Source organism: Lutimonas saemankumensis (assembly GCF_020171465.1).
Taxonomy (GTDB): Bacteria; Bacteroidota; Bacteroidia; order Flavobacteriales; family Flavobacteriaceae; genus Lutimonas; species Lutimonas saemankumensis.
Map to the genome: position 1 here is coordinate 270,709 of NZ_JAIUZR010000004.1, position 20,253 is coordinate 290,961.

20 protein-coding genes are annotated in these 20,253 nt (G+C 38.8%); 7 read left to right on the top strand and 13 right to left on the bottom strand.

What is annotated here, in order from left to right:
• Window positions 1-105 precede the first annotated feature (105 nt).
• The 3 genes from hpt (at window position 106) to obgE (ending at window position 2,369) form a co-directional block, all read left to right on the top strand.
• Window positions 106-645, top strand: a complete 540-nt coding sequence (hpt, locus tag LCM02_RS15985) for a hypoxanthine phosphoribosyltransferase (protein WP_394369936.1) — start codon at window positions 106-108, stop codon at window positions 643-645.
• 27 nt (window positions 646-672) lie between these two features.
• Window positions 673-1,245 (top strand): adenylate kinase, encoded by a 573-nt coding sequence (locus LCM02_RS15990; RefSeq protein WP_394369937.1) that lies wholly within the window; start codon window positions 673-675, stop codon window positions 1,243-1,245.
• Window positions 1,246-1,355: 110 nt separating this feature from the next.
• Window positions 1,356-2,369 carry a GTPase ObgE gene (gene obgE, locus LCM02_RS08950; RefSeq protein WP_224928309.1) on the top strand — a complete coding sequence of 338 codons (1,014 nt, stop codon included), beginning with the start codon at window positions 1,356-1,358 and terminating at the stop codon, window positions 2,367-2,369.
• Between the two features lie 91 nt (window positions 2,370-2,460).
• Here obgE and LCM02_RS08955 read toward each other — a convergent pair whose 3' ends face one another.
• The 4 genes from LCM02_RS08955 to mnmD form a co-directional block, all read right to left on the bottom strand.
• Window positions 2,461-2,601, bottom strand: coding sequence for a hypothetical protein (locus LCM02_RS08955; RefSeq protein ID WP_224928312.1), 141 nt, complete (start codon window positions 2,599-2,601; stop codon window positions 2,461-2,463).
• Window positions 2,594-4,135 (bottom strand): ArnT family glycosyltransferase, encoded by a 1,542-nt coding sequence (locus LCM02_RS08960; protein ID WP_224928317.1) that lies wholly within the window; start codon window positions 4,133-4,135, stop codon window positions 2,594-2,596. Before LCM02_RS08960 ends, LCM02_RS08955 begins: the two co-directional genes overlap by 8 nt.
• A complete protein-coding gene (locus LCM02_RS08965; protein WP_224928320.1) occupies window positions 4,125-4,802 on the bottom strand; it encodes a phosphatase PAP2 family protein in 678 nt (225 codons plus the stop codon). The genes LCM02_RS08960 and LCM02_RS08965 overlap by 11 nt, the downstream gene beginning before the upstream one ends.
• 100 nt (window positions 4,803-4,902) lie before the next feature.
• Window positions 4,903-5,574, bottom strand: coding sequence for a tRNA (5-methylaminomethyl-2-thiouridine)(34)-methyltransferase MnmD (gene mnmD, locus LCM02_RS08970; protein ID WP_224928323.1), 672 nt, complete (start codon window positions 5,572-5,574; stop codon window positions 4,903-4,905).
• Between the two features lie 151 nt (window positions 5,575-5,725).
• Here mnmD and LCM02_RS08975 point away from each other — a divergent pair, with 151 nt between their 5' ends.
• A complete protein-coding gene (locus LCM02_RS08975) occupies window positions 5,726-6,796 on the top strand; it encodes a branched-chain amino acid aminotransferase (RefSeq protein ID WP_224928326.1) in 1,071 nt (356 codons plus the stop codon).
• Between the two features lie 14 nt (window positions 6,797-6,810).
• On the opposite strand, the gene LCM02_RS08980 is transcribed toward LCM02_RS08975, so the two are convergent.
• Both LCM02_RS08980 and LCM02_RS08985 read right to left on the bottom strand, forming a co-directional pair.
• Window positions 6,811-7,212, bottom strand: coding sequence for a pyrophosphohydrolase domain-containing protein (locus LCM02_RS08980; RefSeq protein WP_224928330.1), 402 nt, complete (start codon window positions 7,210-7,212; stop codon window positions 6,811-6,813).
• A gap of 6 nt (window positions 7,213-7,218) precedes the next feature.
• Window positions 7,219-7,941, bottom strand: a complete 723-nt coding sequence (locus LCM02_RS08985) for an SDR family NAD(P)-dependent oxidoreductase (protein WP_224928332.1) — start codon at window positions 7,939-7,941, stop codon at window positions 7,219-7,221.
• Window positions 7,942-7,976: 35 nt separating this feature from the next.
• On the opposite strand from LCM02_RS08985, the gene LCM02_RS08990 reads away from it, so the two are divergent.
• On the top strand, window positions 7,977-8,162 hold the full coding sequence (locus LCM02_RS08990; protein ID WP_224928334.1) for a hypothetical protein: 186 nt from the start codon (window positions 7,977-7,979) through the stop codon (window positions 8,160-8,162).
• Window positions 8,163-8,182: 20 nt separating this feature from the next.
• On the opposite strand, the gene LCM02_RS08995 is transcribed toward LCM02_RS08990, so the two are convergent.
• Complete coding sequence (locus tag LCM02_RS08995; RefSeq protein WP_224928337.1) at window positions 8,183-9,451, bottom strand: peptidase U32 family protein; 1,269 nt, start codon at window positions 9,449-9,451, stop codon at window positions 8,183-8,185.
• 199 nt (window positions 9,452-9,650) lie between these two features.
• On the opposite strand from LCM02_RS08995, the gene LCM02_RS09000 reads away from it, so the two are divergent.
• On the top strand, window positions 9,651-10,640 hold the full coding sequence (locus LCM02_RS09000; protein WP_224928340.1) for an aspartate-semialdehyde dehydrogenase: 990 nt from the start codon (window positions 9,651-9,653) through the stop codon (window positions 10,638-10,640).
• Window positions 10,641-10,712: 72 nt separating this feature from the next.
• Here the strand turns inward: LCM02_RS09000 and trxA are convergent, their stop codons facing one another.
• Both trxA and LCM02_RS09010 read right to left on the bottom strand, forming a co-directional pair.
• On the bottom strand, window positions 10,713-11,072 hold the full coding sequence (trxA, locus tag LCM02_RS09005; RefSeq protein WP_224928343.1) for a thioredoxin: 360 nt from the start codon (window positions 11,070-11,072) through the stop codon (window positions 10,713-10,715).
• A 166-nt stretch (window positions 11,073-11,238) separates the two neighbouring features.
• Window positions 11,239-13,503, bottom strand: coding sequence for an inorganic phosphate transporter (locus tag LCM02_RS09010; RefSeq protein WP_224928346.1), 2,265 nt, complete (start codon window positions 13,501-13,503; stop codon window positions 11,239-11,241).
• 217 nt (window positions 13,504-13,720) lie between these two features.
• Here LCM02_RS09010 and LCM02_RS09015 point away from each other — a divergent pair, with 217 nt between their 5' ends.
• Complete coding sequence (locus tag LCM02_RS09015) at window positions 13,721-15,844, top strand: thioredoxin domain-containing protein (RefSeq protein ID WP_224928349.1); 2,124 nt, start codon at window positions 13,721-13,723, stop codon at window positions 15,842-15,844.
• Here the strand turns inward: LCM02_RS09015 and tsaB are convergent, their stop codons facing one another.
• The 4 genes from tsaB to LCM02_RS09035 all read right to left on the bottom strand — a co-directional run bounded on the left by tsaB (window position 15,845) and on the right by LCM02_RS09035 (window position 20,101).
• Window positions 15,845-16,528, bottom strand: coding sequence for a tRNA (adenosine(37)-N6)-threonylcarbamoyltransferase complex dimerization subunit type 1 TsaB (tsaB, locus tag LCM02_RS09020; RefSeq protein WP_224928352.1), 684 nt, complete (start codon window positions 16,526-16,528; stop codon window positions 15,845-15,847).
• Window positions 16,529-16,547: 19 nt separating this feature from the next.
• Window positions 16,548-17,996 carry a TolC family protein gene (locus LCM02_RS09025; RefSeq protein ID WP_224928355.1) on the bottom strand — a complete coding sequence of 483 codons (1,449 nt, stop codon included), beginning with the start codon at window positions 17,994-17,996 and terminating at the stop codon, window positions 16,548-16,550.
• A 76-nt stretch (window positions 17,997-18,072) separates the two neighbouring features.
• Window positions 18,073-18,285 (bottom strand): hypothetical protein, encoded by a 213-nt coding sequence (locus tag LCM02_RS09030; protein WP_224928358.1) that lies wholly within the window; start codon window positions 18,283-18,285, stop codon window positions 18,073-18,075.
• 118 nt (window positions 18,286-18,403) lie between these two features.
• Complete coding sequence (locus LCM02_RS09035; RefSeq protein WP_224928361.1) at window positions 18,404-20,101, bottom strand: tetratricopeptide repeat protein; 1,698 nt, start codon at window positions 20,099-20,101, stop codon at window positions 18,404-18,406.
• Window positions 20,102-20,253: the final 152 nt, after the last annotated feature.

Genomic DNA, 20,253 nt, shown 5'->3' on the forward strand with positions numbered 1-20,253 from the left:
TTTAGGAGATATTTCCTAAAAGGTTTTTACTTTTTACCTATTTTTGCATTTTCTTTTAAGCATTGAAAGAAATAATAATATTCTGTAATTCTCAGCTTGTTAAAAATGGACAGTATTCAAATTCACGATAAACATTTTGTTCCCTTCATAAGCAGTGAAAGAATTGATAAATACGTTGAGTTTCTTGCAAATCAAATTACCGCTGACCTTGAAGATGGTGATGTTCCTATTTTCATAGGAATCCTAAACGGTTCTTTTATGTTTGCAGCTGATTTTTTAAAGAAATTTAAAGGAGACTGCCATATAACTTTTGTCAAAATGGCCTCTTATGAAGGAGTTAATTCAACAGGGAAGATCAAGCATCTCGTTGGAATAAATGAAGACCTGAAAGGTAAAACGGTAATTATTCTTGAGGATATTATTGACACCGGTAATACCCTGGCGGAGATCTATGAAATTTTTCGAGATAAACAGGTGAAGACGCTTAAAATAGCCACCTTGTTCTTTAAACCGGATGTATTTAGAAAGGAATTGCCTATTGACTACATCGGCAAGTCCATAGAAGATAAGTTCGTAGTTGGATACGGGCTCGATTATGATGGCCTGGGAAGAAATCTTCCCGATATTTATCAGTTAAAAGTTTAATCAGAAAAACTAAAATAAATTATTGAAATGAAAAATATAGTATTGTTCGGACCTCCGGGTGCTGGAAAAGGTACTCAGGCTGAATTGTTAAAAAGTAAATACGATCTTGTACACATTTCAACGGGAGATGTCTTTAGGTTCAATATCAAAAACCAAACAGAACTGGGAATGCTGGCTAAATCGTATATGGATCAAGGAGACCTTGTTCCCGATGAGGTAACGATTGATATGTTAAAGGCAGAAGTAAATAATAATCCGGAGGCCAAAGGGTTTATTTTTGATGGTTTCCCAAGAACGGAGTCCCAGGCAGCATCCCTGGATGCTTTTCTAAAGGAAAAAAATACTGGTATTGATGGAATGGTTGCCCTGGAAGTGCCAGAAGACCTCTTGGTTGAACGATTACTGAACAGAGGAAAAACAAGCGGCAGGTCAGATGATCAGGATGAATCAAAGATCAGGAACCGGTTCAATGAATATGAATCTAAAACAGCGATTCTAAAGGACTACTACCAGAAACAAGATAAATACTACGGAGTTGACGGAGTGGGTTCTATAGATGAAATTACTTCAAAACTGGAGAAGGTAATCGATTCATTATAAAAATTGATTCATTTTTAAAATGATGATAATGAGGCTTTGCTCATGTAAAAAATCGGAGAAAGACCTTATTAATTTGCAAGAAAAACACTAATCCCCTTATTCCACCAAAAATGACGGAAGGAAACTTTGTAGATTATATTAAGATATTTGCGGCATCCGGCAAGGGTGGTAAGGGATCTGTGCATTTGCACAGAGAAAAGTATATTTCAAAAGGAGGTCCGGATGGTGGTGATGGCGGCCGTGGGGGACATGTGATCCTCCGAGGGGACAAGAACATGTGGACCTTATTTCACCTTAAGTTCAAAAAACATTTTAAGGCCGAACATGGTGGTGCCGGAAGTAAAAACAGAAGCACAGGAAAAGATGGAGAAGACATCTATGTCAATGTTCCTTTGGGTACAGTTGTCAGAGATGGTGAAACCCAGGAAATTCTTTTTGAGATCACTGAAGACCGGCAAGAAATTATTCTTTGTGAAGGAGGAAAAGGTGGCCGGGGGAACTGGCATTTCAAATCAGCCACGAATCAAACCCCAAGATATGCACAGCCTGGGCTCGAAGGAACTGAAGGCTGGTTCCAGCTTGAACTTAAGCTTTTAGCTGATGTGGGACTGGTAGGATTTCCAAATGCGGGAAAATCAACTTTGTTGTCTGTTATGACTTCAGCTAAGCCTAAAATAGCCGATTACGAATTTACAACCCTGAAACCAAACCTAGGGATCGTCGAGTACAGAGACTTCAAAAGTTTTGTAATGGCAGACATTCCCGGAATCATTGAAGGTGCCGCTGAGGGAAAAGGGTTAGGACATCGATTTTTAAGGCACATTGAACGAAATTCGAGCCTTCTGTTCCTGATACCTGCCGATAGCGACAATATTCAAAAGGAATATGATATTCTGCTCAATGAACTTCGTAAACATAACCCTGAGTTACTTGACAAAGACCGCCTACTGGCAATTTCAAAATCCGATATGCTGGATGAAGAATTAAAATCTGAACTCGAGAAAGAAATCCCTAAGGATCTGCCACACATTTTTATATCTTCTTTGGAACAAACAGGAATAACGGAACTGAAAGATAAATTATGGGCCTTGTTAAACGAAAATACCCATCTTGATCCAAAATAAAATCAGGACCTTAACTCTCAATTCTCCCTCTAAAGAACCTTAAGGAAAGAAAGAAAAAATCAGGGATCACTACACTCCCTTTATCTAAACTTTAATCTCTAACTTCAAACAATCCTGTCAGTAAGGTTTCTATATTATAGAAAATAAAGGCAACGATCACCAAAATAACAAGAAGGATAATGATTCTTTTGTAATTTGGCTTTTTTCGTTTGATAAACTTTGTTTCACTCATTGCTGAGGTCTTTAACTTGTTGCTCTAAGTTAGTGATTTTGTATCCTTCAAGCAAATAAAAATAACCAAACTCTGCCGTTATTCCACCGCGTATTATGGGAAATTCACTCAGTAAGGTATACTTCTTAAAAAAGGACGGCATTGTTATTTCCGGTGCCTTAAAATTCCTGCTGTGCGTAAAATAAATAGCACTCTGCCCCTCAACAAGATCTGGCATGGATTGATTAATTAGAAAGTACTTGTGCATATCTTTCATCTCACCCAATACATAGACTGATTTCCCCAATGGATTGGCCAGGTAATAAAATAAATGCGAACCCGGGTACCATTTATTAGAAACTACAGGAAGACCATTCAGCCTTTCATTCTTTTCTTCAAGAAATCGATAATGATCATAAACCTGATCCCATCCATACATATCCAGCGTGGGGTCATTTTTACCCAACTTGGTATTTTCGTATTGCCCGGGTTCAGAGCCCTGCCCCCATCCTTTGTTTACAATCCCAATACCAGTCAGCATCAATGAAAAAATAATGATCATTGTAATGGTTATGCCCCTGTTTTTAGTACGGTCCGCTAAACGGGCTGCCGCAATGATCGCCAGAGACAAAAATGATACCCCTGACCAGTGAGGCAGTGTGTCCCTGAAGATGGAAAAAAATAGGGTTATACCAATCAGTGGGAGGCTAATCAATAGTATCAGATTAAAATAATCAGATGATATAAATCTTTTTTTTCTGTACCCTACCAGGGCCAACAGAATCACTATATAATTATAGGGATTGTTATAGGCAATCTGTCCTACAATTTCTCTTAGAAAAGAGTCCGGATTAAAGGCAGGTTCAAATACCGTGACGCGTTCAGAGTGATAACTTACCCCGCTGAAACTGTTTAGGTAATTCCAGTATACTATAATAAAAACAATTAGAGCCGTAAAGCCAAGGTTGAGATATAACACAGGGTTTCTAAGCTGATCCCTTTTGTAAAATAACCAATACATACCATAGCCAGCTATAAGAAAAGCGGCCTGGTATTTTGAATAAACACCCAGGGATGCCGCCAAAATTGAAAGGCTCAGATAAAGGTTCACATGAAATTTATTTGTGGCCTTCTGATATTTTATAAAGAACAATAAAGACATCATCCAAAACAAAACCAGGGGACCATCAGGCATAATAAAAAGCCCTGCTATAACGAAACCATAAATACTGGTGTTATAGAGTATAGCAGCCAAAAGTCCTGTTCTTTCATCCTTCACCTCTTTACCAATCAGAAACAACAACCAGGTACTCAAACTACCTGAAACGATAAACCCCAGACGCAAGGCGAGTTCCGAGTCAAAAAAGAGGTTAAGGGAAAAAATCTGTTCAAAAAAACCAACCATAGGGGGATGGTCAAAATGACTCCAGTCCGGATACATGGCATATGTCCAGTAATACACCTCATCGTTACCCAATTGTATACTGCCTCCTGCAATAAGCCTTATCAGCGTAGAGACCGAAATGAGTAAAAAGAGTTTCTGTTTATTGCTCATTTGTCCTTGCAAATAGTTGAGTTATGTCTTTGTCCATCCACTGCCCTTTATTTAACAAGGACCAGTTATCAACAAGAGCACAACTTATCACCGCTATGGCGGTCCCGATGATGGCACCGGAAAGAACATCCCCCAAAAAATGCTGTGATAAATATACTCTTGAATATCCCGCAAATATGGCCGCAAGAACAAAAACATATTTGAAATATTCCTTTTTTGTTACGAGTACCAGAATCATAAAAATAGCAAAAGCGGTAATGGTATGACCTGATGGGAAAGTATTCCAGGAATGCATTTTAACACCTGCTACAAGATGCAATACCTCCTGGTTTTCAAAATACTTTGTCGGTCTTGGCATTCCGTTAAAAATAATTTGCTTGGTTATAAAAACGAAAAGAAGTGTAAATAACGATGCAAAAAGCAGGTAAAGGGACCATCTTAGCCTGTAAAAAGCCAGGATTACTATGACTACGGCAAAAATAGCGCCATCACCCAAATGAGTGATATATTTAAAAAATTGATCTGCCCATTCCGAATGCCATTGATTCACCATTAAGTGCGAAGGCCCCTTTCCGTATTTGACGATCATAAACAACATCCAGGCCAAAAACGGAATCATTAAGAACCAAATACTTTTTTCTTTTAATAACTGTTTTAAATACTTCAATTTTTTAAATGTTTTATACAGACCTTATCCGGCAAAATAGATTAAAATTTACAAACTTCTTTTATCATGTAAATTAATTCAAACTTTTGGCTTTTTTCCTTCATTTCTGCGCTTTTATTCCTCTCAGCATTTCCCTTTTTCCAGGAGGGCCCGGCAAACGCTCTACGGTAAACCCTACAGCCTGCATGGCTCTCCTTACACTTCCCTTTGCCGAATAGGTCACAAGAACCCCGTTTGCATCCAGGGCTTCATACATTTTCTTAAAAATTTCCTCTGTCCATAACTCCGGTTGAACCCTGGCTCCAAACGCATCAAAATAAATGAGATCAGAAACAGATTTCCCTGTAAAATCTGCAAACATTAACTCTTGTTTTAATAATTTGAACTTGCCATTTAAATCAATCGGAATTTCCCAGGAGGAAGCAATGAGTTTTTTATAGTCATCCTTAAAGTTTTCGGCACCGAGCTGATCGAGATGATTCAACTCCCAAATGAGCTCTGGCTCAAGCGGAAAACCTTCCAATCCCAAATAATCTATCGTCAAATTTCTCTTCTTTGCCTCAAGATAAGTAATCATACAATTTAAACCGGTGCCAAATCCCATTTCAAGGATCCTTACCTTGCTATGATCCGGAAACAAATCCAATCCATGTTTGATAAAAACATGATAAGCTTCTTGAATGGCACCGTGCCTGGAATGATAATTTTCATCCCATTCAGGTAAATAAACACTGTAGGAGCCGTCAGAAGTTTTAATGATCTTTCTTTCCATATTGCTAAATCGGGACAAAGGTAAAGAATTAAAATGCTTTACATAATTATGAAAAATTATTTCTCAGAACCTTGGGTGCCTCTTGATAAAAACCTCATTGGGGCCTCTTATTTAAGGGATAATAATTACTTTTGTTTAAAATATCAGAACTATGAGTTTAGAAGTAAGTCAAAAGATTACGATTGAAAAAACAAAGAATTCTAAAATTGAACAGGTCGATTTTAATAATCTTCCTTTTGGTCAGGTTTATACCGATCATATGCTGATTTGTGAGTACGAGAATGGAAAATGGGAACTGCCCAAAATTGTTCCTTATCAAAATCTGCATCTTGATCCTTCTGCCAAAATTTTTCATTACGGACAGTCGGTATTTGAAGGTATGAAAGCTTACAAAGATGAAAATAATGATGTCTTTCTTTTCAGGCCAATCGAGAATCAAAAGAGAATGAATATTTCGGCAAAGAGACTGGCTATGCCTGAACTGCCCGAGTCCTATTTTATGGAAGGCCTTGAAGCGCTGTTGTTATTGGACAAGGACTGGATTCCCACTGCTCCGAACAGCTCACTATACATCAGGCCATTTATGTTTGCCTCGGGAAATGGCTTCCATGCCTCTCCTTCTGATAAATATACGTTTATCATTGCCTGCTCGCCTTCGGGCCCTTATTTTGGCGGTGAACTGAAAGTTCTGATAGAACAAAAATATTCCAGATCTGCCAACGGCGGAGTAGGATATGCAAAAGCAGGTGGTAACTATGCCGGTCAGTTTTACCCTACCAACCTGGCAATTGAAAAAGGATATCAACAGGTTATCTGGACAGACGATACCTCACATGAATTTATCGAGGAGGCAGGAGCAATGAATATATTTATCCGAATTAATGATACCCTTGTGACCGCCCCGACAAGCGACCGGATTTTAGACGGTATCACAAGAAAAAGTATTATCGATATAGCCCGTGATCAGGGAATTTCAGTAGAAGTAAGAAGAATTTCCGTTAAAGAACTGGTGGAGGCTTCCAAAAATGGCAGCCTTAAGGAAATGTTCGGTGCCGGTACCGCTGCTGTGATTTCTCCCATTGATGGATTTGGCTTCGACGATAAAGACTATATTCTTCCTAAACTTGAAGAAACTTATGCTGCTAATCTAAAGAAGCAGATTACTGATATCCAATACAACAGATCGGAAGATAAGTTCGGCTGGAGACAGCTTGTAAAATAAAAGCGATGAGGGCCTTACTCAACGTGAGGCCCTTTTTCAAAAATATTGGCAATATCTGGCTTGAAATAATTAGGCCCCTTTAAAACTTTTCCGTCTTCACGATAAATCGGTTTGCCATCCTCACCAAGTTTGCTCATGTTGCTTCTTTGAATTTCTTCAAAGACTTCCTCTATTTTATATTGCATTCCATGCTCAAGAATGGTTCCGCATAAAATATAAAGCATGTCACCAAGTGCATCAGCAACCTCAACCAGATCTCCATTTTCTGCTGCTTCAAGATATTCCCTGTTCTCTTCATCCATAAGGTCAAATCTCAACTTTAATTTTTCAGCTGACAACCTTGCAACAGGGCTGTGCTGAACCCCCAGACCAAAAGATTCATGGAACTCCTGAACCGCTTTAATTTTTCTCTTCATGTTTATTTATAAAAATTTAATTAGAATATGGGGAGGAACAACTTTCATCATCAAGGCAACCAGCCTCCACCTTCTGGTAATATATGCCTTTCTTTTTTTTCTTTTAATTGCGGAATAAATCTGTTTGGAGGCTTTATCAAGAGGAGCCATCCAAAAAGTAGGGCCCGTTATGATGTCTGTATCCACATATCCGGGTAATATGTTGGTTATCGAAATTTTAGCCTTCTTTGTCTTTCTTGCCTTCATCCATAAGGACTCCATGTAGTTCGACTGAAACGCCTTTGAGGCATGGTAAGCCGGAACGTGCCTGTTACCGACAAGGGAAGCTATGGAAGTGATGCTTACAAGATGGCCCCTGCCCTGATTCTTAAAATAATTATAAGAGAGCTGGTACACCTTAGCAGCACCCAAAACATTAGTCTCCAGCGTAGGATGATCTTTGTCCCACTCAAGGTCAAAATTATTTTCTCCGATCCCTGAATTATGGATAATCAGGTCCACATGATCAAAAATATCAAGGATTTCATGAAAAAATCTATCCGTATCTTCTAAATGCGTTATGTCATGCTGCCTGATGAATATGGATTCAGGGTATTCTTTCTTTAATGATTCTAATCGCTCCTTGCGCCTTCCCGTAACCAGCACTGAATAGCCGTCATTGACCAGGATTTTTGTCAATGCCCTTCCAATACCTGAAGTGGCACCAAAAACGATCGCATGTTTGCTCATATTATCTTAACTTTGCAGCCTTAAATATAAATAAAATGTTTAGCAGAGGACAACTTATTTTTGCCGCCTTTTTTGCCCTTTCTTTTGTGTTGATCATGATCTGGAGTTACAGAAAAGATATAAAACTCCATAAGATCTATTACAATAAGGTATGGCTGGTAGCCCTGGGTATTATAGCTGTAATAGCTCTTTTTGCTACTCTTACCTTTTGGCTTCACTAAAAACAATGGTCCTGCCTTGCTTAAATGATCTCCACGGGTTTTTCAACGGCAACGATCTTGTATAATTTGTCACTTGGCCTGATACGAAATTCCAAAGGAATAGTAATGTTGTCACCTCTTTTCGCAAAATCACCCTTTTCATCATTAACAAACATTTCTTTAATGACCAACTCCTTGGCGCCGGTTGTAGGCCCTGTAATTAAAATCTGGTCCCCAATTTTCAAATCAAAGGCCTCCAGTTTGAATTCTCCAATATTTGCCTTTGGAAAAAAGTGCACACCTTTCCCTATATAAACTTTCTTTTGAGTCGCATGAGAACCTGAGCCTTTGCTCCATTCACCCAGCTTCTGACCCAGGTAATATCCGTTCCAGAAGCCTCTGTTGTACACCTTTTCCAGCTCAAGCATCCAGCCAATCACTTTCTCCTTGTCATAAGTACCCTCTGTAAGGGAGTCTATGGCCTGTCGGTAGGACTTTATAACTTTTGCAACATATTCAGGAGCTCTCCCTCTTCCTTCAATTTTTAACACACTTATTCCGGCATCAGCCACCTGATCCAGAAAATCGATGGTACAAAGATCTTTGGGAGACATGATATACTCATTATCCAGTTCCATCTCGAAACCTGTTTCCTGATCGATCACCGTATATTTTTTTCTGCAATTCTGCTTGCAGGCTCCACGATTGGCAGAAGAATTATGTGAGTGCAGACTCATATAACATTTACCTGATACCGCCATACAAAGTGCCCCATGACCAAAGATTTCAATCTCAAGTAAACGTCCCGACGGCCCTTTGATCTCTTCCTTTTGAATTTGCTCCGTTATTTTCTTGACCTGACGCAAGCTAAGTTCCCTGCTCAACACGATGGTATCCGCGAACATGGCATAGAATTTTACGGTTTCAATATTCGTAATATTGATCTGGGTAGAAATATGAACTTCCATTCCCTCCTGCCTGGCCATGGCGATAACAGCCTGATCCATGGCAATAACGGCGGAAATATCAGCCTCTTTTGCTTTTTTCAGTAATGTTTTAACAATACTAAGATCGTGATCATAAATTATGGTATTCAGCGTCAGGTAGGTCCTGACATTTTTTTCCTTACACCTTTTAGAGATCTCTTCCAAGTCTTCAAGTGTAAAATTGATAGAGGCTCTTGCCCTCATATTGAGCTGCTCTACACCAAAATAAACAGAATCTGCTCCATTATCGAGGGCAGCTTGCAAAGACTCAAAATTTCCCGCAGGTGCCATCAATTCGATTTTATTCTTTCCGTTCAATACCATATCGATTTTCTTAGTTTTTTAGCGCTGCAAAATTACAATTTATTATTTAATCAATTAATATCTGTTAAAAATTAAGTGACTGGCTCTAAATTTGATAGAATTTAAACAAATTGTTATTTAAGTGATTAATGAACTGTAATCATCGGTAATTATTTAGCATCTTTGCATTTTAAAAATTGATTATTTATACATTAAGAAAATGAAAATTGCATTAGTAGGAGCTACCGGAATGGTAGGAAACGTTATGTTAGAAGTTCTGGAAGAAAGAAATTTTCCTGTAACTGAATTGTTATTAGTGGCCTCTGAGAGATCAGTTGGGAAAAAGATGACTTACAAGGGAGAGGAATTGACCGTAATCGGACTTGAAGAAGCTGTATCGCAAAGGCCGGACATTGCTTTATTTTCAGCCGGAGGGGGCACTTCTCTGGAATGGGCACCAAAGTTTGCTGCTGTTGGAACAACGGTAGTGGATAATTCATCAGCCTGGCGAATGGACCCTGATAAGAAATTAGTTGTTCCGGAAATTAACGCCGGTGATCTGACCTCAGACGATAAGATCATTGCCAACCCAAATTGTTCTACCATTCAGATGGTGGTGGCCCTGGCTCCTTTGCATAAAAAATATGGAATAAAAAGACTGGTAATTTCAACCTATCAGTCTATATCAGGGACGGGAGTAAAAGCCGTTCAGCAACTGGAAAATGAATATCAGGGTATTAAAGGAGAAATGGCTTATCCATATCCTATTCACAGAAATGCTTTGCCTCATTGCGATGTTTTCGAGGAAAACGGATATACAAAGGAAGAAATGAAACTTGTCAATGAAACAAGAAAAATACTAAGTGATGACAGTATTGCCGTAACTGCAACAGCAGTGCGAATACCTGTTGCCGGAGGCCATTCAGAAAGCATCAACATTGAATTTGAAAAGGAATTTGATGTGGATGAAGTAAGGCAGATATTGCATGAAACAGAAGGAGTCGTGGTTAAGGACAACCTGGACACCAATACCTATCCTATGCCTATTTATGCGGAAGGTAAGGACGATGTTTTCGTAGGGAGAATCAGAAGAGATGAATCCCAGCCAAATTCCTTGAATATGTGGGTTGTTAGTGATAATCTAAGAAAAGGAGCAGCCACAAATACGATTCAAATAGCAGAATATCTTATTGAGGAAGAGCTTGTTTGATTTTTCAAATTCAATCTCAAAAAAAAGCTGTTTTCATTGAAAACAGCTTTTTTTACACCCTTACGAAAAATTTTATTTTTCAACTTTCAATACCTCTTGAATAATCTGCTCAAGATTATGTTTTGGCAAAGCACCCTGAGCCATTTGAGGTTGTTCATCTGAGGGACAGAATAACATTGATGGAATACTTCTGATTCCAAAGGCAGCAGAAAGTTCTTGTTCTGCCTCCGTATCAACCTTATAAATATCAATTTTATCTTTGTATTCCTCAGACAATTCCTCCAAGATGGGGGCCACCATTTTACAAGGCCCACACCAATCCGCATAAAAATCTATAATACAAGGCTTATCACCTTCAAATTTCCATTCCTTATTATTTTCAAAATTGAACACTTTCTGTAAAAATGTTTCTTTGGTCAACAATTCAGTCATAATACATATTTTATATGTTAAATATTGTTTTTCAATTTAATAGCAATATCTGTACCGCTTCTTAAACGTGTACAAAGTGACGGATATTTTGACATAATGTCGGTCACTAATGTTACATTGATAAAAACAAAAAACCCGATCGTTTGATCGGGTTTTTAATGAAAACTTACATTTTGATTTTTGCTTTTTTCATGCTCAAGTGGAATTCCTGATAAAGCTCCAGCAAATTCATAATTGCAGTGATCAGATCTTTTGTTTCAAGTAAATTCCCAAAGTACAAGGTTGTATTCTTAGCACTTGATTCCTCTGATCGAATTCTGTTGATTTGCTTTTCAATTGATTTTGAAACATGATCAAAAAGCTCATGCTTTTCTTCAATGACCTCAAAAATATCATCAAACTTTCTTTCGTGGAAAATCACCGCTATCTGTTTCAGCATTGTTGATAACTGCTCATCAATGATTTTAAGGTCCTTGATCTGACCTTTTTTAAGCTTCTTGTGGTTATTGTTCACATGCTTGTAACTCGCCTTGGATATATAACTTATGGATTGAGATATATCCTGCAAATAACCCAGAACCAACAAATAAAATCTACTGGCCTCAACCGATGAATCGTCAAGGGATTTTATAAAGTAAAAAGCTTCATCCTTTAGCGAATCAACCTCTCCGTTTAGTTTCAATACATGTTTATCCGTCTTTTTTAATTTCCCAAGATCCTGTAAAGTAAGATTGTTGACAACATTAGTATATAGTTTATCCACCCTGGTAACCACTTCCGATATATGGTCCGAGGTTTCTTCAATTACTTCTTTTGCAGTGATCAACTCTTCTCTCTTGATCACTCTTTGCTCGGCTTTTTCCTTCTCCTCTTTCTTGTGTCTCAAAAAATTTCTTACCAAAATGAACAACACAAGCAACAATAAGAGGCTAACAGCAGTAATGCCTCCAAGGTGGATCAGATAGGTAAAAATCGCTGCAGTCACAAAAGCAATAAAAGCGGTAAAGAACCATCCTCCAATCACATTTAACACCCCTGCCACTCGATACACCGCACTTTCTCTGTCCCAGGCCCTGTCGGCAAGTGAGGTACCCATGGCTACCATAAAAGTAACATAGGTAGTTGAAAGAGGTAATTTATAAGAGGTCGCAATGGAGATCAGGATACCTGCAACCATAAGGTTGGTGGACGCTCGAACAGCATCAAATGCAGGTAACTCATAAACCTTCTTCTTTGGAAGGTTCACAACCGGCTTTTCAAATCGGTTCTCGACACCCTGCTGGAAAGATTTTGGTAAAATAAAGCTTAGTCCACTGATCATTCCCAGTGATGAACGTACAATTATTCTTGACAGCGTATTGGGCTGGAACCGTTCATGGCCCTCACTTTGTCTCGCAAGATTTACCTCGGTTGCCGCTACTTTCTTTGCTTTTGAAGAGAACCACAACGTTACCACCATGATCATTCCTGCAATAAATAAGAACAAGGCAGGCGTCGGTACCTTACCGGCCAATACTTCCATACTAAACTCATTTGCCGTTACTCCCGAAGCTGACCACGCCTCATACGAGTTCCAGGCCGCCATAGGAACCCCAATGAAATTTACAAGGTCATTACCGGCGAAGGCCAGTGCAAGGGCAAAAGTACCAACAGTGATTATTATCTTGTATAAATTGATATTCATAAACTTTGTCAGGATATAAGACAAAGAGGTCCAGATGATAAAGGCAACACCGATGATATACATTTCGTTTCCTTCCAGAAGTCCCTTGATATCATTATAATAGGCAGTTCCTTTTAGTCCCTTCATAAAGATAAAATAGGTAATTGACGTCAAGGCGATTCCGCTAAACAATGCCCCGTACATTTTGGGCTTTTGTTCAAAATTAAAAGTGAGGAACAATCTTGACAAATACTGTACAATGGCACCTATAGAAAAAGCCACAATTACCGACAGGAATATTCCAGAAATTATAAGTACCGCTTTTTCCGTATTGATATACTGTGAAAGATTAGCAACGGTCTGATCATCGGCCAATGCTATTTTTATCAGGGCCATGGCAACCGCCGCTCCTAAAAGTTCAAAAACAATGGAGACCGTTGTGGACGTCGGCATTCCAAGGGTATTGAAAAAATCCAGCAGCAGGACATCTGTGATCATTACAGCCATAAAGATGATCATGATCTCATTAAAATAAAACTCTCCCGGATTAAAAATTCCTTTACGGGCCACCTCCATCATACCACTGGAAAAAATGGCTCCAACGGCAATACCAATGCTGGCCACGATCATAATGGTTCTCATCGAAACTACCTTTGATCCGATGGCAGAATTAAGGAAATTTACTGCATCATTACTTACCCCAACAACAAGGTCAATGGCCGCAAGTGCAACCAAAGCAAACAACATTAAAACATAGATATTTTCCATACTTAAATATGTAATTTTATTTTGCAAAGCTATAATACAAAAGAGGTTTCAATGTTAACTTAATGTTACCATTTTAAAAATATCCGTAACCTTTATTTAACTTTTAGTTCACTTAAACCGCACAGGTTGGTTCCAAAAGTCCCATCCCTTACTATAACCCTGTAACTTTAACAATTAATATCCTTGAAATGGTCTTATATTTGTCAAAATTTGCTTTATGTATAAGACACTGTTTACTTTAATTTCAGTATTTACACTGTTATCTGGCTGTAAGAATACAAAAGAACCCAACATGGAAAACAACTATCAATATACCAACGCTCTTGTCAATGAGACTAGCCCCTATTTGTTGCAGCATGCCCATAATCCGGTTGACTGGTACCCCTGGAACGATCAAACCCTGGAGATGGCAAAAAAGGAAAACAAATTACTGTTAATATCTGTGGGGTACGCCGCCTGTCACTGGTGCCATGTCATGGAAAGAGAAAGTTTTGAAGATCCCGAAGTGGCTGCATTGATGAACGAAAATTTTATCAACATTAAAGTAGATCGCGAGGAAAGACCCGATGTCGATCAAATTTATATGAATGCCGTACAATTACTTACAGGTAGCGGGGGCTGGCCCTTAAATTGTGTGGCTTTACCGGATGGCAGGCCTATTTGGGGAGGCACTTATTTTCCGAAAGAAAACTGGATCAATGCCTTGACTCAGCTTGCCGATCTTTATAAAAATGAACCTGAAAAAGCTGAAGATTACGCAGCCAAACTAACCGAGGGAGTAAAACAAACCGGACTTATAGAACTCAATGAGGAAGAAGCTGTTTTTGATATATCAGGATTAGAACTGGCCATAGAGAATTGGCTTCCAACCATGGACCAGAAAAATGGCGGTCGGAAAGGCGCTCCCAAATTTCCTATGCCCGGGAACCTTTCATTTCTTTTACGATATGCCGTTCAGAACAATGATAAGGAAATGATGGACTATGTCAACACTTCACTTACCCAGATCGCCTATGGGGGAATTTTTGATCACGTGGGAGGAGGGTTTGCAAGATATTCTGTTGATGACCACTGGCATGTACCTCATTTTGAAAAAATGCTTTATGATAATGCCCAGATGGTCTCCCTTTATTCAAAAGCCTTCCTGGTTACAAAAAACCCGTTATACAAAGAGGTTGTATACAGAACCATTGATTTTGTTGAGGCTGAGTTATATAAAGATATTGGAGCATTTTACTCTTCCCTTGATGCAGACAGCTACAATGAAATGGGTGAATTGGAAGAAGGCGCCTTTTATGTTTGGAACAAAATTGATCTGCAAAACCTTTTAAATGATGATTTTGAGCTGTTTTCCAAATACTACAATATTAATGGTTATGGAAAGTGGGAAGATGATAAATACCATTTGATCCGTTCCATATCAAACACAGAATTTTGTGTGGAAAATGAAATTGAGGAAGATGAACTTAAAATCAAACTCAGGCAATGGCAGAAGATTCTTTCTGAGGAACGAAATAAAAGAGAACGTCCCCGGCTTGATGACAAAACACTTACCTCATGGAACGCTCTTATGCTCAAAGGATATATTGACGCCTACAGCGTTTTTCAGGAAGACCGATTCTTAGAGGTTGCACTTAAAAATGCTCGTTTTCTGCAGACTAAAATGACAAAAGAAGACGGTGGACTGTACAGAAATTATAAAAATGATCAGAGCAATATAGAGGCTTACCTGGAAGACTACGCCACTGTTACCGATGCTTTTATAAGCTTATATGAGGTAACCCTTGATGAGAAATGGTTACACAATGCAAAACAACTTATCGATTACAGCTTTGACCACTTTTATAATGAGGAGAGTAAAATGTTCTTTTTTACTTCTGACCTGGAGACCGGCCTGATCACAAGAAAAGTGGAAACAGACGATAATGTGATTCCTTCTTCGAATTCAATTATGGCGAATAACCTTTTTAAGCTGGGGCATTATTATGCAAATAAATATTATTCGGATAACGCCATGACCATGTTGAACAACGTAAAAGAAATGACAATTAATTATGGTGCCGGAGCCTCGAACTGGTTGAATCTTTACAGTAATTATATCGGGGAATATTATGAAGTAGCCATTGTTGGGCCCAAGGCACTTGATAAACTAAAAGCCCTGAATCAGGTATATATTCCAAATAAAATGATCATAGGCAGTCAGGGCGAAAGTAAACTTCCGCTTTTGGAATACAAGTTCAATGAGAATGAAACCACTATTTACGTATGCATAAACGGTGCCTGTAAACTTCCCGTTTCTGAAGCCGCAAAAGCCCTGGATCAAATCAATAGCTCTTTCTGATTATTTAAAATACTGCTTAGGCTTTCCGGCAATAAAATCTTTGAGATAAAAAGGCTCAAAATAGGCAAGATCCTCAAACTCACGGGACCGGAATTTTTTGCTGGAAACAAGAGGCATTTCTTTAGCGGACGGGTAAATGCTATCCACAAATCGGGCATTGACGTGTTTTAAAACGCTTTTGCACTTAGCAGCACCATCCCCGGCAAAATAGACTTTTCCTTTTTCTAAAAAAGAACCAAATGAGGAAGCATCGATGATCTCCGCTTCGGTTTGACGGATCTGATCGTAATTATGGTCAAAAACACCGCTGTAAACCTCCATCCTTCTGGCATCCAGCAAGGGTACCACAAGTTCATCCGGGTCCAGACTGACCTGCCGGGCAACAATTTCAAGGGTTGGAACTGAAATAAGGGGAAGATCCAAAGCGTAACACAATCCTTTTGCGGCAGAAACTCCAATTCTTAAACCTGTATAAGAACCAGGCCCTTTGCTTATTGCAATGGCATCCAGATCCTTCATACTGATTTCGATTGAGCGCATAACATCCAAAATGAAGGAATGTAATTTCTCAGAATGAGAAAACTTTCCTTCATTTAATTCCTTTATTGCAAGTATGTTATCCCCTTGTGATAAACTTACAGAACAGTTTTTGGTTGCAGTTTCTATGTTGAGGATAGTTTCCAATAAAGCTCCGTCTAATTAATTATAAGTTTTCAACCGGTATACCGTAATAATATTCAAGAAGCTTGACCCTAAAGATAAAATCATATTTTGCTCTTAGAAAATCTGAATTTGCGGTAACCAGCCTGTTTTTGATCTGACTGAAATCAAATGAATTCAAAACACCCACATCAAACCTTTCCTGGGCATATGTAAATGATATTTCTCTGGCTTCAAGGGATCTTTTTGTGGCCTCATACAATTTTAAGGCACCAACAGCATCCGCATATACCTGATGTATAATTCTTTCAAGATCAAGTTCTTCCTGCTCAAGTTGATACTTTTGCTGATCGTAATTGATTTTTGCTTTTCTAACGTTGTTCGAAGCATTAAAGCCGTTTAAAATCGGAATCTGCAACGACAATCCAAAAGAACTACCTTTATTTTGATCAAATTGATCGAAGAAATCAAGAGGAGGGCCAGTAACAGGAGTAAAATTTGGAGCAATAACATTATCACCCGTTGTTTCAACAACCCCGATGACACGTGTCGGGTTGTTAGGGTCAATTTCCGAGCCTGTAATTATATCCCTGTTGGAATATCTTGAATTCCAGTTAAAGAACCCCGATAATGTTGGATGCATGGCTCCTTTTGCCAATTTGATATCTTTCTCGGCAATTTCTATATTGGCCTGAGCCACCTTAATCTCATTTCTTGTTTCCAGGGCTTTCGCATATATTTTATCCACGGAATAATCAGCCAGATTGATCAAAGGCAAGGTTTCTATTTCTTCATCGGCAATATCAAAGTTTTCATATTCTTCCAATTGCAATAATTGCGCAAGGGCAATCAAGGCCAGCTGTACCCTGTTTTCAGTCACAATAAGATTCTGCTCATCGTTGGCAAGTGTAGCTTCAACATCGAGTAAATCTCCTCGTGGCAGTGTTCCGGCTTCAACCAGCTGTTTGGTTCGTTCCAACTGCTCCTGAGTAATTTCTACCTGCGGAACTGCAACATTAACTGCTTCTTTACTGAACAATACCTCCAGATAGGCATTAATAACATTTAATGATACATCATCCTTGATTTTGTCCAACTGATACTGGCTGGCCAGAATACTTAATTCTGCTCTTCTCAATTCATTCTGATTCCTTAAACCCCTGTAGATCGCTACCCCAGAGGAGATTCCACCATTGGTGGTTTGAGTCGTTTGATTAATTAAAACCCCTGTGGTAACATCGGTTGTAAGACCTGAGTTCCATGCAGCCGAACTACTCATATTAAGATTCGGAATAAAATTCCCTATGGCGCCTCGTTTATCCACCTCGGCCAAAGCAATATTGTTCTCAGACTGCTTTACAGTAATATTATTTTCAAGGGCGTAATTGACACATTCTTTCAGTGTCCATTTCTTTACATTTGGGTTTGATTCTTGTGCATAAGCAGAAAAAATAAAGCTCAGCAAAAAAATAAAGCTAAGTGGTGCTTTCATATACGTGAAGTTTCGATATTTTAATTTTGAATATAAGACGAGGTCTTAAAAAATTTGTTACACAATATTTACAAAATTATCCTATCGAGGATTTCTTCCAATTTCTGTAGAACAAAAACGCTGCCACCACAATAAGTAAATAAGGGAAGGCCATAAGGTATACAATTCCTGAATTTATGCCTTCTGCAACTTCCTCTCCTCCCTGCTCTACAACAGCCCTGCACATAGCGCATTGAGCAATTGAATCAAAGGAAATCATCAGCATTACAGCAAAAACAATCTTTTTCATTTTGAAGAATAAAGCAAGTGACCAGACACAGGTGTATCTATCAAATTATTTAGCTGCAAAAATAAGTCAATGATGGCTTTATGCCAACTTTTTTGAGAATCAATTCATATCAATTTTATTATAAAACAGAAGATTCAATCTCAATATCTGCATGTTTCCATGCCTTTTTAAAGGAAATCATAACTTCCTCAGCTTCCTGAATCTTTTGTTGAGCTTTCAGGCTTTTATGCAGACCCATCAGGGACCAGCCATTCTGACGATAATAGTCAAGGTCTTCCAGATAAACTTTTTCAGCCTCCTCATATTGCCCATTTCTCATTAAGAGATCCCCAAGAACCTGGCGGGTTGGAACGTACCATACAGACGGCTCGTCATATGGCAACTGATCTTCAAACTCGACAGCAATCCTTAATTGCTCGATTCCATTCATCAGATCTCCAGATGCCGCAGCTACCTCTCCTGAAAGCACATGGAACGCCACCTTTGAAATATTCTCATGGCCAAGATCCTTATCCCTGTTTTCAAGTAACTTAAGCTCCTCTTTAGCTTCTTTCAGGTTCCCTTTTCTGGTAAAGGCAACCCCTCTTGTAAATGTCCAGATCATTTTAAGATACGTGTATTCATCTCCCGGATCCGGGATGGTTAGAATTTCGTTCCACTTTCCGAACCTCATATAGGCCAGCATCGGGGTCGCTGCAAAATTCTGAAAGAACTGACCATCATCTAAATTAGATACAGAAACCTTTTCAGCAGTCTTTTTAGCTGCCTCAATGGCAATCGCCTCATTTCCCATCATCGTTGCCGCCGACCACAAAAAGTGAATATTATGAGGGTAATAGCCCAAAGGATACTGACCCTGAGCAAAACATTGAGAGATATAATCCTCATCAACAAGTATGGCCGCCTGATTCGCTTCAACAGCTTCCTTATAACGGCCGACTCGCATATAAATATGGCCAGGCATATGAACCATATGTCCCGCGCCAGGCATCAGTGCCGCTAATTTTTCCGCACTTGGAACAGCCAGATCGGGTTTTGGCAATTCAACCATATGTATATAATAATGATGTGTTCCAGGATGAGAAGGGTTTATTTTCATAGCCTTCTCCAAGGCTTGTTTGGCCTCAGCAATATTTGGGGATGGGTTTCCCTTTTTATCCCAGTAATCCCAGGGTACTGTATTCATTACCGATGCGGCATACAGGGTAAGAATATCTGCATCTTCAGGAAATTTCTCGGCAACAGTTTTCATGGCTTCCATATAGTTGCTATTGAGCTCTTTTAAATCAGCCAGACTATCCTTGCTATATCTGTGCGAAAGTGCCTCAATAAGCGCCATTTCCTTCTTTGATGTACCTTGTTTCTTATTCAATGCTTCCTGAATAGCCTTGTAAGCACTCATCCTTCGCTCAGCATCCGGAATCTGATCGTTTATGTTAGGCCCAAGTACATAGGCCTGACCCCAATAATTCATGGCCGCCTCCGGATCCAGTCTTTCTGCTTCCAGGAAAGAACGGTGTGACTCACTATGATTAAACGCAAAAGCAAGATTCAGACCCTGATTAAAAAAAATCTGAGAGGATTTGTTTTTGGTTGTGATCTTAAATTCATGGCTCCCAAGATTCTCAAAAAGAGGAGCTATCTGGCGGGTAGAATCGACATCCTCCAAAAGAAAGGTAGACGGAGTGCATTTTATAGGATTCATTCCGATCTTTTTAACTGTAAGGTTGGAATCTGAAAAACGGATCTTGAAAAATAATACGAGAATAATCAAGCTCGATAAGATAAAAATGTAGAGGTTCAGTTTGGATTTCATAATCTTAAAATTGGTAGGTTAAAATTCAATTTTTTAACTTAATAAATATATTGAATCGCTGAATATCAGTCTAATATATACAAAAAATTAAGCAGAAATGAAAATAAATTCATAAATTGAGGGAAATCAAATCTAATTTAAACCAAACTATT